The 13,628-nt window shown below is 53.3% G+C and carries 9 protein-coding genes and 1 tRNA gene; 2 read left to right on the top strand and 8 right to left on the bottom strand.

Features of this window, described 5'->3' with window-relative positions; all coding sequences use genetic code 11:
- The first annotated feature begins 84 nt into the window (after positions 1–84).
- Entirely contained in the window at positions 85–1,431 is a 1,347-nt protein-coding gene (gene tig / locus ACEVG1_RS05645; RefSeq protein ID WP_374742601.1) for a trigger factor, read from the top strand.
- A 61-nt stretch (positions 1,432–1,492) separates the two neighbouring features.
- Here tig and ACEVG1_RS05640 read toward each other — a convergent pair whose 3' ends face one another.
- Entirely contained in the window at positions 1,493–2,269 is a 777-nt protein-coding gene (locus ACEVG1_RS05640) for a copper resistance protein NlpE N-terminal domain-containing protein (RefSeq protein WP_374742600.1), read from the bottom strand.
- A 57-nt stretch (positions 2,270–2,326) separates the two neighbouring features.
- Positions 2,327–4,366, bottom strand: a complete 2,040-nt coding sequence (locus ACEVG1_RS05635; RefSeq protein ID WP_374742599.1) for an alpha/beta fold hydrolase — start codon at positions 4,364–4,366, stop codon at positions 2,327–2,329.
- Between the two features lie 95 nt (positions 4,367–4,461).
- On the opposite strand from ACEVG1_RS05635, the gene ACEVG1_RS05630 reads away from it, so the two are divergent.
- Complete coding sequence (locus ACEVG1_RS05630; protein ID WP_374742598.1) at positions 4,462–4,770, top strand: DUF202 domain-containing protein; 309 nt, start codon at positions 4,462–4,464, stop codon at positions 4,768–4,770.
- A 42-nt stretch (positions 4,771–4,812) separates the two neighbouring features.
- Here ACEVG1_RS05630 and ACEVG1_RS05625 read toward each other — a convergent pair.
- The 6 genes from ACEVG1_RS05625 to rnr all read right to left on the bottom strand — a co-directional run bounded on the left by ACEVG1_RS05625 (position 4,813) and on the right by rnr (position 13,577).
- Positions 4,813–4,896: transfer RNA gene (locus ACEVG1_RS05625), tRNA-Leu, on the bottom strand.
- A gap of 83 nt (positions 4,897–4,979) precedes the next feature.
- The gene (locus tag ACEVG1_RS05620) at positions 4,980–8,165 is read right to left on the bottom strand and encodes an efflux RND transporter permease subunit (protein WP_374742597.1); all 3,186 of its coding nucleotides are present in this window, start codon (positions 8,163–8,165) and stop codon (positions 4,980–4,982) included.
- A gap of 32 nt (positions 8,166–8,197) precedes the next feature.
- Complete coding sequence (locus ACEVG1_RS05615) at positions 8,198–9,325, bottom strand: efflux RND transporter periplasmic adaptor subunit (protein ID WP_374742596.1); 1,128 nt, start codon at positions 9,323–9,325, stop codon at positions 8,198–8,200.
- 67 nt (positions 9,326–9,392) lie between these two features.
- Positions 9,393–10,730 (bottom strand): TolC family protein, encoded by a 1,338-nt coding sequence (locus ACEVG1_RS05610; RefSeq protein WP_374742595.1) that lies wholly within the window; start codon positions 10,728–10,730, stop codon positions 9,393–9,395.
- A gap of 26 nt (positions 10,731–10,756) precedes the next feature.
- On the bottom strand, positions 10,757–11,341 hold the full coding sequence (locus ACEVG1_RS05605) for a TetR/AcrR family transcriptional regulator (protein ID WP_374742594.1): 585 nt from the start codon (positions 11,339–11,341) through the stop codon (positions 10,757–10,759).
- A gap of 103 nt (positions 11,342–11,444) precedes the next feature.
- Positions 11,445–13,577 carry a ribonuclease R gene (gene rnr / locus ACEVG1_RS05600; RefSeq protein ID WP_374742593.1) on the bottom strand — a complete coding sequence of 711 codons (2,133 nt, stop codon included), beginning with the start codon at positions 13,575–13,577 and terminating at the stop codon, positions 11,445–11,447.
- Positions 13,578–13,628: the final 51 nt, after the last annotated feature.

Below are 13,628 nucleotides of genomic sequence, written 5' to 3'. Positions count from 1 at the left end.
CTTGAATCCTTCCGAGACACCGGGTCCTCCCGGCAAATCGGGAGGATTTTTTATGTAAATGCGAATAAACGCTTAAAATTGAGTATGAATATTTCACACGAAAACATCGACGAAACCAACGCAGTCATCACCGTGGACCTCGCACCCGAGGATTACAACCCACAAGTGGATAAAGCAATTAAAGAACAGGCCAAAAAGGCGAAACTGCCGGGATTCCGGCCGGGTATGGTGCCGACCTCGCACATTCGGCGGACCTACGGTAAAGCGATTTTGATCGATGAGGTAAACCGGGTGGTGAGCGATAAGATCAACGCATATATAGGCGACAATAAGCTGGAAATCCTGGGGCAGCCGCTGCCGAAGGAAGACGATACCGATTACAACTGGAATTACAACGATAATTTTTCATTTGCTTACGAGGTCGGGCTTGCCCCACAGTTTGAGGTGCCTTTTACCGAAAAAACCAAATTCACCCACTACGTGATCAAGGCCGATAAGGAGACGCTGGAGTCGCGCATGAAAAACCTGCGCCGCAGCTATGGTAAAATGACCAATCCCGAAACATCTGAAGACGGCGATGTATTGTATAGCGAATTGAAACAACTGGGTGCCGATGGCAACGAACTGGAAGGCGGTATCGCCAATACGGCATCGGTGCGTACGGACTTGGTCGATGATAAGAAAATCAAGAAATCCCTTATCGGCCTCAAGAAAGACGACGCGGTAACCATCGATGTCAAGAAAGCATTTAAGTCGGCAGCAGACATCGCCCGCATCATCGGTATTTCCGAAGAGGGGGTTGAGGCACTGGAAAATACGCAGTTCCAATTGACGGTGAAGAATGTGAACCGCCTCGAGGAGGCAGAACTGAACGAAGAGTTCTATACCAAGGTGTTCGGCGAAGGGGTGGTTGCCACCGAAGCTGAATTTGAGGAAAAAGTAAGGGCAGAGGTAGAAGATATGCTGGTGCAGAATGCTACCCAAAAGTTGCAGAACGACCTTTACTTGAAAGGGCTCGACGCGGTGAAGGCCGAGTTTCCGGAAGCATTCCTTAAGCGTTGGCTCAAAGCGACCAATCCGGAAATAAAGGATGACGAGTTGGAAGAGGGTTTTGCCGAGTTTGTGAAGAACCTGAAATGGACGCTGATTGAAAACCGGATCATCACCCAGAACGGGCTCGAAGTGAAATACGAAGAAGTGCTGGCGTTGGCAAAGGAACGTATAGCGGCACAGATTAAGTTATACGGTCCTGGGCAAGAAGTCTCCGACCAGCAGCTTGCGCAATATGCCGTGCAATTGCTGGGCGATAAGGAGCAGGCCAATCGGCTGTTCGACGAGGTGAAGGCGTTGAAGGTATTTGACTACCTCAAGGGCGTGGTGAAGTTGGAGGAGAAAGAAATCGAATACAACAAATTCCTCGAATTGAAATAGCACTGCATTGATGCATAAAAAAGAGGCGCCTCAACGAAGCGCCTTTTTTTATGCGTTGCTTTTATTGTTCTTTCGCCACGAATTTGGCCAACGGTGCCATCCGCGCACGGAAGAGCTGCAGCGTATCGCCCTGCACGTGGTAGCTATCGGCCGATTCCAATGCACGCTTCAGCCCGTTTTCGACCTCCATATTCTCGCACGCCATCAACGTGCCTATGAGCTGCGAAAAGGATATCCGGGTGGGCTCTTTCAGTTCGTAAGTGCCCCCCATGCCATTGCATCCGCCAGTGGCTTCCAGCCTGTTGTCCTCACTGTGCAGCTGCATGTAAGGTTCTTTTTGGGTAGACCCGTCCACTACGGCTTGGCCGCCGACCTCGATGAGCTTCCAATAGCGGTCGGTAAGCTGGTCCGTTACTCTGGCCAATACGTAATGCTCGGCCAAGTTACCCGTAATGCGGTTGCCTTCCATATCCAAGTGGAACAACTGGTTTTCCCCTACCTGGAATTTTTCGCCGCGGTCGGCCAACGTGATCTTCCCGCCGGTTTGATCCCATGCGAAGGTGCCCGACTCGGTAAAGACGGAATCACTTTTTTCGAGGTAACGGGTTTTCAGCAGGTAGGTGTCGTCGTCGTTCAATGTAATCGTGTACCGGATACCGGGACAGTCGGCGCAGGGTAACGTCCCCTGGTACGTCCCTGTCCAATCGACCGAGTTCATGCTATTGTGTGCCGGGTCTGCATCTTCGTTGCTTGCTGTTTTCTTGGTTTGGCATGCCGCAATGGCAAACGCGATTACCATCGCGCCAATAGCGGTTTTCAGTAATTTCTTAGTTTCCATAGCACCTATGTTTTATCAACTGATAAGCATAAAATATACCAAAATCGTTATCGGGCGTTACAATGTTTCTTCCAGCCAGCGGAAAAACTCTCGTTGCCAAACGATGGCATTCTGGGCACCCAACACCCAATGGTTCTCATCGGGCAGGTACAGCAGCCGGCTTTTGATGCCGCGTAACTGGGCGGCCTGGAAAGCCTCCAGTCCCTGCTCGATACCGACCCGGTAATCTTTGCCACCCTGCACAATCATAATGGGTGTATTCCACTGGCTTACCCGGGTGATGGGGTTGAAGTCCGTGTACGTTCTTCCATTGCGCTCATCCCAATACGGTCCGCCAAGGTCCTTATTGGCAAAGAAGAGCTCTTCCGTGGTGCCGTACCAGCTGCGCATATCAAATAAACCATCGTGGGCAATGAATGTTTTAAACCGGTCTTGGTGCACACCGGCAAGCATGAAAACGGAGTATCCACCGTAGCTGGCGCCCACGGCACCCAGCCGATCGGTATCCACATAGGGTTCCTTGGCCATGTCGTCTATCGCCGAGAGGTAATCGTTGATGGCTTGCCCGCCCCAGTCGCCGCTTATCTGTTCGTTCCAGGCCACGCCGTAGCCCGGCATGCCCCTGCGGTTGGGTGCAACCACGATATAGCCTTGCGCAGCAATTAGCTGGAAATTCCACCGATAGGAGTAGAACTGCGAGAGGGCACCCTGAGGTCCGCCTTGGCAATACAATAAGGTGGGGTACTTTTTGGCAGGGTCGAAATTGGGTGGATAGATGATCCACGACAGCAGGTCCTTGCCATCCGTGGCTTTCGTGATCCGCGCTTCCACCTTGCTTTTGGCAATGCCTGTATAGCGATGGTCGTTTACCGACGTGATTTTAGCAAGTTGATGGCTGGCCAGGTCAAAGCGGTACAGCTCGGCGGCATGGTTCATGTCTGTGAGCGATACCACCAGTTGGTTGCCTGCTTGGCCAACCACGCCGGCAATATCGTGTTGCCCCTGGCTTATTTGGCGGATGTGGTCCGCGTTCGCATCCGCTAGGTTTGTCGGCAAACGTATTTCAAACAGTTGCACAGTTCCTTTCACGGCCGCTGTGAACCAGATGGTGCGTGCATCATTGCTCCAAAGGTATGCATCGACGGTGCCGTCCCAATTTTTGGTAAGGTTGTGCCGCCGGGAGGTACGTTTATCGAAAACGATGATGTCGTTTTTATCGGCTTCGTAACCGTCTTCTGCCATGCTAAGCCACGCCAGGCGCTGTCCGTCCGGGCTATAGGCCGGCGATCGGTCGTATCCCATCATCCCTTCGGTAAGATTGCTGGTTTTAGCCGTCGCCAGCTCATATCGGTAAATATCGGTGTTCGTACTCTGGGCGTAGGCCGTGCCCTCGCTTTTCTTGCTGACGTACAGGATGCTTTTGCCATCGGGACTCCATATTATGTCTTCCTTGCCGCCGAAAGGTTGCTGGGGCGAATAGTAGGGTTCGTCGGCCATGATATCGATGGGCACGCCGATTTCACCATCGGTGTAGGTTGCGTAGAACACATGGTTGTACGTTCCGTCGGCCCACGTGTCCCAATGGCGGTAATCCAGTGCGTCATATACATAGGCATCGGATTTTGGGAGGTCTGCATGGCGGTCCGTACCGCGCATTTTTTTAAGGAGAACGGCTTTGGTGAATAGGATGTGCCTGCCATCGGGCGAGAAGCGGACGTTCTGCAGGGATATCGCTTGGTCGGTCAGTTGCTTTGGCTCGGCATTGCCGGGCGCTAGTTGCCACAGTTGCCCTTTGGATAGATAGATGATTGCGCCGTTGTTGCCGTCCACATGAACCACACTTTCTCCACCCTCGGAGGTGGTGAGCTGCTGGGCCGCACCGCCCGATACGGGAATGCGGAAAAGGTTCTTCTCGGCTTTGTTTTCGGTCAGGTCGTAATAAGTGACGCCGAAAACCACATCTTTTCCGTCGGGCGTGATGGCTTCTGCCGACACCCGGCCCAGTTGCCAGAGCATTTCGGGGGTAAGGGGTTGTTGGGCCTGGCCAACGCCTGCCGTGGCTAACGCTGCTGCGATCATAAGTGCTTTGTGCTTCATGGTTGTTGTATTCGTGTGTAACGGCTGCAAGTTAGTGAAGTCTGGCTATATACGGAAATGATAGGACAGACGCGAACGTTTCGTACCTTTGGGTTATGAATAGAGATTTAATCCTTCGCGAACGGTTAGCCCTCCAGCGGACGATATTGGCCAACCAGTCCACGTTTTTGTCATTTTTGCGGACGTCCATGTATTTTGCTGTGGCTGGAATTTCCGTCGACCGGCTGCTCGACATTCCGGGCGGACGTATCTACGAGTATGTCCTTTTCGTGATTGCTGCCGTTGTTTTGGTGGTGGGCGTGTTCAACTTCTTTATCCAGCGTAAGAAAATAGCAGGTAGCGAGAAACATATCGGCGGCTATAAAATAGAATACGGCGAGCAGATCGATCAGGTGGGAAAGTGAGCCAACAAAAAGGCGAATCCAAACCAGATTCGCCTTTTCTTGTGCCCAGGGAGAGACTCGAACTCTCAAGGGACTGCTCCCAACGGCTTCTGAGACCGCAACGTTTACCAATTTCGCCACCTGGGCGGGCTTCCCCAACACCAGTCGGTTGGGGGAGTGCAAATATATTAATAATTGTTAATTGTCAATCGCCAATTATCAATTAAATTCTACTCTTCTTCATCATCGCTATGCAGCATATCCCGGTGTTCTTCGGGTTTATACGATGCTGAAAGTTCCGCGAGCTTTTTCTTCCCATAAGCCATCTTGGTAATCAGTACAAACAGCACGGGGATGATGAAAATGCCGATGATGGTAGCGATAAGCATACCGCCGAATACCGTCCAGCCGATGGTTTGCCGCGACACCGCACCGGCGCCGACGGAAAACATGAGCGGCATGATGCCGATGATGAATGCGAGCGAGGTCATGATGATGGGACGGAGTCGTAGTTTAACGGCCTCGATAGTTGCCTTCAGCAGTCCCATGCCCATATCCACACGTTCTTTGGCAAACTCCACGATGAGGATGGCATTCTTGGCCGCCAACCCGATGATGGCCACCAGACCGATCTGCGCATAGACGTTATTGTCGAGCTGTGGCAGGAATGTCAGGACCAGGATAGCACCGAATATGCCCAATGGCACGGACAGTAGGATGGAGAATGGCACGGACCAACTTTCATATAAGGCGGCCAATAGGAGGAACACAAAGATAATGCAGAGCGCGAAAATCTGCAAGGTTGCGTTGCCCGATTCTTTTTCCTGCAAACTTAACCCCGAAAACTCGTACGTATAGCCGGCTCCGAGTGTTTCGGCCGCAGCCTCTTCGAGTGCATTCAACGCATCGCCGCTGCTGTATCCCGGTGCGGCGCTGCCACCCACCTCGATCGACCGGAAAATGTTGTAGTGGCTGATGATCGAAGGGTTTTGGACCACCGAGTATGAAACCAATGTGCTCAAGGGCACCGACACACCTTGCTGGTTCTTGACGTACAGCCTATTGATGTCTTCGATGCCCATCCGGAAGGAGGTGTCCGCTTGGGTCACCACGCGGAAGTTCCGGCCGAAACGCGTGAAGTCGTTCACGTAGCTGCTACCCAAATAGCCCGATATCGTACTGTAAATGCTGTTGAGTGGGATGCCCATTTTCTTGGCCTGATCCCGGTCGACCGTCACTTCGTAATTGGGGGTTTTCGAGTTGAACAGCGTATAGGCCATGCCGATTTCTGGCCGCTGGTTGGCCGCCATCAACAGTTTGCCCACTGCGGCCTCGAAATCCTTGATGTCGCCGCCCTGCTGGTCGAGTACCTGCATACTGAAGCCACCGCTCGCACCCAATCCGGGTATGGCGGGCGGCGCCACGGCCAGCACGGTGGCTTTGGGGTATCCCCTGTACATCCCCTGGATTTGGGTGAGGATCTCAGCCGCCGTACGCGTACGGTCTTTCCATGGTTTTAGCTGTACGAAGAACGTGGCACCGTTCGACTTGAACGAACGGTTGAGGAGGTTGATGCCGTTGATGGCGGTGATGTTGTTGATTTCGGGGAAGGCTTCCATAAAGGTGGCTTCCATTTCTTCCAGTACCTCCGTGGTGCGGGCAGCCGATGCCCCTTCGGGAAGGGTGATCCCCGTGATGAATATACCGTTGTCTTCCGTCGGGATAAACCCGGCCGGTTTGGCCGAAAACAGGCCATATGTGCCAACATAGATGCATACCAGGATAATGATGACGAATGGCGCGCGCTTGATGGCGGCCCGTACGCCGTGCGAATAGCGCTTAGTGACCCGGTCAAACCAGTTGTTGAACCGGTAAAACACCTTGTTCATACCCGTCGATTTTTCATTAAGCTGCGAGGGTTTGAGCATAATGGAACACAATGCCGGGGTGAGCGTAAGCGCAACAAACGCAGATAAGAGCACGGAAACCGCAATGGTAATAGCAAATTGTTGGTATAGCAAACCAACCATGCCGGGTATGAAACCGACCGGAATGAATACCGCCGCAAGGATGAGTGCGATGGCGATGACCGGTGCCGTGATCTCTTTCATGGCGCGGAGGGTCGCCTCCCGCGCACTGAGCTTGTTTTTATCGATGTGATGCTGCACGGCCTCGACCACCACGATGGCATCATCCACCACGATGCCAATGGCCAATACGAACGCCAGCATGGTGAGGTTGTTGATGGAGAAGCCAAATAGGTTGAAGAAGACAAACGTACCCACGATGGACACCGGAATGGCCAATACGGGTATCAGTGTGGCCCGCCAGCTTTGCAAGAAGATAAACACCACCAGCGTAACCAGGATGAGCGCTTCGATGAGGGTGTGAAGTACGGCATTGATAGACGCCTCGACCACCGATACCGTTTCGTAGCTCACGGTATAGTCTAGGTCGCTCGGGAAAGTCTCCTTCAGCGCTTCCAACGCGGCATATATGCCTTCGGCGGTTTGTACGGCATTGCTGCCCGGCATCTGGTTGATCATCATCCCCGATGCCGTCCGGCCATTGACGGTACTGGTAATGGTGTAGGCAAATTGGCCCAGCTCTACCCGGGCTACATCATCGAGGTACACCAACGAACCATCGGCATTCGTCTTGACAACGATCTGTTTAAATTGCTCTTCCGTATCAAGGTCGCCATCGAGGATGATGGGGAACTCGAAAACCTGGTCAGATTGCTGTGGCCGTGCGCCTACGCTACCACCCGGCATCCGGAGGTTCTGCTCCTGGATGGCGGCGCTGATGTCGGCCGGCGTAAGGTTGAGGTTGGCCAGCTTATCGGCGTCGAGCCACACCCGCATACTGAAGGGCTGTCCGAACGCCATCACGTCGCCCACACCATTTACCCGCATCAGTGCATCGCGCACGTAGAGGTTGGCATAGTTGTTCATAAACTGCTGGTCGCGCGTGCCATTGGGCGAAAAGAGGTTGATCATCATCAACACGTCGGTATTGGCTTTGCGCGTGGTAACCCCCAGCCGGCGGACAGCTTCCGGCAACGCCGGTTCGGCGATGCCCACGCGGTTCTGCACGTCGAGCGTGGCGATATCGATGTCCGTGCCCACGTCAAACGTAACGGTGATATTCGCCCGTCCGTCGGAGGTGCTGTTCGACGACATATAGGTCATGCCCGGCGTGCCGTTGATCTGGCTCTCGATCAGCGTGGTAACGGTTTGCTCCACGGTCTCGGCATCCGCTCCCGTGTAGTTGGCCGAAACGTTGACCGTAGGAGGCGTAATGTTGGGGTACTGGCTTACCGGCAGCGTGGTAATGGATATGGCGCCGATCAGCGTTATCAAAATGGAGATAACGATGGATGTGACCGGCCTTCTTATAAATACTTCTGAAATCATGCTTACACTTGTACTACAATGTGATCTACCTTCTATTCTGGCTTGGCGGGCTGTTGCACAGTAACTTTAGCGCCCGACCTCAAGTTGATGAGTCCCTGCGTTACCACCTCGTCGCCAAGGGAAAGCCCCTCGCGCACCACCACCCGGTCGGCCACCTTGGCGCCGAGCCGGATCAGGCGTTCTTCAACCGTGCTGCTGTCTGTAACCACATATACGGCCGATTGCCCTAGCTGTTCGGTGACCGCTTGGTAGGGGATAACCAGTTGCTCGGTTTCGGATGTTGTGCGGACACGCACGTTGGTATTCATTCCGGCCCGTAGCAGGCCGTCGGGGTTGGCAAAAGTTGCCCGCACGGTGATGGTACCTGTATTGGCATCCACGGCACGGTCGATAACCGTGATTTTGCCGGGCAGCGGATACACGGTACCACCCGCGAGACTGAGCGTGATGATGGAGTCTTTTTCGATGTTGCCCTGTTTCTGGAGCGTCACGAACTGTTGGATGTTCCGTTGGTTCACGGCGAAGTCAACCGCAATAGGGGTGGTGGATGAAATGGTGTTGAGCAAGGTAGTGCCAGCGCTTACCAAGGCCCCTGCACGTACCTGCGAAATGCCTATCGTACCACCGAAAGGGGCTACGATCGTGGATCGGTTGAGGTTCGTGGTAGCCGTAACCAGTGCCGCTTTCGCCGATGCTACCTGAGCTTCGGCGTTATTGAGGTCGGTCTCGGCATAATCCAGCGTCTGCCGTGCAATGGCGTCCTGCTCGGCCAGCTTGCGGTACCGCGCCACATCGCGCGTGATGCGATCCAGGTTGGCCTCTGCGATGGCCAAGCTGGCCTTGGCCTGCTGCGCCGCCGCCTCATAGCGGGTACGGTCTATTTCGTACAGCTTCTGACCTTGGCTCACGGAAGCACCGTCGGCGACGAAGATACCGGTAATGTAACCGCTTACTTCCGCACGTAAGTCGGTTTCGTTGAGCGGCACTACGCTGCCGGGGTAGGCTTCCACACCTGCCACGATTTCTGCCGTCACCACATCCGTAGTTACCGGAATGGCCTGCGCTTGCGGTCCGGCAGCTTGTTGCTGTTGCTTATTGCCGCATGCGCCTGCAAGGCCGGCAGCAAGGAGGAGGAGGGGGGCTATCTTGTAATTTTTCATCTGTTTATAAATCAATTGCCGTATAAGTCACTAGTCGTATGTCGATAGTCGTATTATTTTCGAATCATCAAATCTGCTCATCCAATACCGATCCCAATGCGCGTTGTACTTCCAGCTTGCCGGAGAGTACGGCAAACAGCGAATTGAGGTAGTTGATCTGCGCGGTGCGCAGGTCCGTTTCGGCGGTCATCAGGTCGAGGTACGTTTTGATGCCTTCATCGTATTGCAATTTGAGGGTATTATATACCTCTTCCGCCAGCGCCATGTTGTACTGAGCGGTGGTCCAATCATTGAGGTTTGCTTTGTAGGTGGCCATGGCCATTTCGTACTGCGTATTGATCCGGTTCTTCAGGTTGAAGATGTCCCAATCGATACGCGTTTCCTGCAGCTTGGATTTGCGGATTTCCTGGAGGCGCTTCGTGCCTTGGAAGATGGGTACGTTGAGTGTAAGACCGAATACCGACCGCGGGAAAGCGGGGTTGTACAGGTCTGCGAAGCGGTTGTCGCGGAAATCCCATGCGTAGTTATAGAAGGCCGACAGATTGGGCAGGAATGTCCATTTATTGTACTGGGTATTTACCTGCTGCAGCTGCTTGAGTGTCTGTAACTGCCTAAATTCTACACGGTTTTCGAGATCGACGGTCTGTGTGGTGTCCAACAGTATTTCGCGTTCCATAGCCGTGTCTTCAAACGACAAGGAGAGCGGTTGTGCGGCTTCCAGTCCGATGAGTTCCTTCAAGTAAGCGTATTTGTAGTTGAGCATTTCGGCAACCCGCTTTTGTTCGGCCTTGGTATTGGCGAGCGTGATCTCTGCCCGTTTGTAATCGATCTTGTCTACGATGCCCGTTTCATAGCGTACCTTCGCATCGGCCAGTTGCCGCTCGATACGCCCTAGGTTCTCGCGGATGATATTCAGTTGCTCCTCACTGGTGAGGATGTCGTAATAGCCTTTGCTTACTTCCACCACTGTATTGATGGTGCTATTTTCCGTGTTCAGCGCATTTCGCTGCCGGATGTACCGGGCTGCTTTCGCCGCCTGCATCAAGCCCGGATTGAGTAGTTGTTGATCGGCTTGGAGCACCACGGCACTTGCGTGGTTTTGCCCCATGGCGATCACTTGGTCGCCGATTACCGTGGTGGGGATTTTAACGTTGTAATTATACGTGCCGGTAGCGTTGATCTGGGGGTACCATCCCGAAAGTGCCGACGCGATTTCACGCTCGCCGATTTCCTCGTCCAACACCGCCTGCTGTACCATTGCCCGGTTGTCCAGCGCGAAATCGATCAAATCCTGCAGCCGCGCACGTTCAGGAAGGTCAGCCGTGTTTCCCTGTGCCAGCAAAGGTGAAGAAAAACTTCCGCCGATCACTATCAAAGTGGTATAAGCAAGTTTCTTTAAATACATAGTTGCCGTTGTCGTCATATTGCAAATCAATTCTTGATGCCATCCCAGATAATGGCAACCATCTTTTTGAAGTCTTCTTCCTTTAACGCGAAGCGGCCGTGGATGTTTCGCTTGGCCGTTGCAGATACCGTACCGATGTATGCTGCACTGATGATATTGATATCCAGTGGTTTGATGTAGCCTTCCTGGATGCCTTGCTTCAGGAATACCGATACCTCATCCTGAAAGCACACGCGGTCTTCGGGGTATACGTCTTTTACGTAGGGAGAGGAAAAAAACTGCTCGAGGAAACTCAATACTTGTGGATGTTGTATATAGTATTTCACGAGATTCATCCACACGGCAGCGAACCGCTCCGGATAGGACCGCTTGTGATCGTTGCCCTCGAATATCTCCTGTTGCATACGCTCCCTCACGTAATGATAGAGGTCCACGATCAGTTCGTCTTTCGAGTCGAAATAATGGTAAATCGTGCCGGTGGCCACGCCGGCCTCCTGTGCAATCTGGCTCATCGGTGTGCCGTGGAAGCCAAACTCCCTGATGAGGCGCAGTGTGCTCTCGTAGATTGCCTGCTTTTTCGCTGTGGTTGCCGTATTTAATTGAACGTTCATTCGGGTGGCAAAGGAAAACATAATTTGCGGAAAATAGCGGCGCCTACCCGATTAATAACGGAAATTTGACAATTGCCGTCAAAAGGTCAATTGCGGTGCCGGACTAGGAGACAAGGGTGAAGTCGATTTGCCTTTTGGCCAAATCTACTTTCTTCACGCGGATCTGCACTTCGTCGCCCAATTGGTACTTCTTTTTTCGCCGCTGGCCGATGATGGCATAATTCTTCTCATCCAGTGCATAGAAATCGTCGGTGATGTCGCGAAGCCGCACCATGCCCTCGCACTTGTTTTCCTCAATTTCCACATACATGCCCCATTCGGTTACTCCCGAGATGATGCCCGTGAAGGTTTCGCCCACCTGATCCTGCAAAAACTCGGCTTGCTTATATTTTACCGATGCCCGTTCGGCATCCGCAGCCCTTTTTTCCATCTGCGAAGCGTGTTCGCACTGCTTTTCATACGCTTCGGCATTGACCGATTTGCCGCCCGCGAGGTAATGCTCAAGCAGCCGGTGCACCATCACGTCGGGATAGCGGCGGATGGGAGAGGTGAAGTGCGTGTAGTAGTCGAACGCCAGGCCATAGTGGCTGGTCTTTTTGGTGGTATAGATGGCTTTGGCCATGGAGCGGATGGCAAGCGTGGTCAGCACGTTCTGCTCCTTGGTGCCTTCTACCCGCTCCATCAGCGTATTGAGCGACCGGGCGGTCTCGCGGTCGGACCTTGTGTTGATTTTGTAGCCGAAGCGGGCAGCAAACTGTGCGAAAGCGGTAATGCTTTCCTCTTTGGGTACATCGTGTACGCGGTAAACGAACGTTTTCCTGTTTCCGCTTTTACCTTGCTTACCGATAAATTCGGCTACTCGCCTGTTGGCTAATAGCATAAAGTCTTCGATGAGCCTGTGTGCATCCTTGCGTTCCTTCACATATACCCCCAAGGGTTTGCCATCCTGGTCGAGGTGGAACTTCACTTCGGTGGTTTCGAAACTGATGGCGCCGTGCTTGAATTTGCGCTCGCGCAGGATGTAGGCCAAGTTGTTGAGGGTATGCAGTTCGGTGCTGAATGCGCCCGATTGCTGTTCGAGGATTTCCTGCGCCTCTTCGTAGCTGAACCTCCTATCGGAATGGATGATGCCTTTCCCGAACCAGTCGTTAACGACGTTGGCATCGCTATCCATTTCGAATACGGCCGAGAACACGAGGCGGTCTTCATTTGGCCGGAGGGAGCACAGGTCGTTCGATAAACGTTCAGGTAGCATGGGGATGACCCGGTCTACGAGGTAGACCGAGGTTCCGCGTTCGTAGGCCTCCTTGTCAAGTGGCGAGCCGGGTTGCACAAAATGGCTCACGTCGGCAATGTGCACACCGATTTCGAAGTTGCCATTGGGAAGCTGCTCAAAAGAGAGTGCATCGTCGAAGTCTTTGGCGTCTTCCGGATCGATGGTAAAGGTGGTAACGGACCGGAAGTCCCGCCGTTTGGCGATTTCCGTTGCAGGTATTTCGGCGCCGAACGCGGTAGCCTCCTGTTCGGCTGCTTCGGGAAATTCAAGCGGGAAACCGAAGTCGGCGAGGATGGCATTCATTTCGGTATTGTTCTCGCCTTTTTTGCCCAACACGAAGGTTACCTTCCCCACGGGGTTCTTGCTGTCGCGCGGCCATTCGGTGATGGCTACGACGACCTTCTCGCCGTCGTTGGCACCGTTGAGGTCGGCCAGCGGCACGAAGATGTCGTGCAGCATCTTCCGGTCGTCGGGGTTAAGGAACGCAAAACGGGGGGATATGGCGATGGTTCCGGTAAACTCGGTGCGTGCACGTTCGAGTATCTCCACCACTTCGCCCTCCTTGCGCCGGCCACGCCGCTTTTCGTAGGTATGTACCTTCACCCGGTCGCCGTGCAGCGCTTGGCGCAGCTTCCGCGGCGCAATGTAGATGTCGTCCTCAAATTCGTCTTCCGGCACGATGAATGCGGATCCGTCGGCCGTCATGTCTACCTTGCCGATAACGAACGCCTTGAGTTCCTTGAGGGTGTATTTCCCTTTTTCTACCTCTTTGAAGAGTCCGCCTGTTTGGGCTTCTTCCTGCAGGATGTTGCGGATGGCCTCGCGCGATTCAGCGTCGGCCAAGTTGAGTTTGGCCGCCACCTGCTTGTAGTTCATCGCCTTATTGCCCGATTTCTCGATAAGATCGGAAATCAGTTGGGTAAGCACGTTTTTGAATGCGTTGTTTTTTTTATTTGCCATTTTATGTTTTTTGCTGTTTGCTATTTGCTCTCCGCTATTTGCGCTTTGCTG

It is taken from the genome of Parapedobacter sp. 2B3 (assembly GCF_041925275.1).
Taxonomy (GTDB): Bacteria; Bacteroidota; Bacteroidia; order Sphingobacteriales; family Sphingobacteriaceae; genus Parapedobacter; species Parapedobacter pyrenivorans_A.
This window is presented reverse-complemented; position numbering and strand designations above follow the sequence as displayed.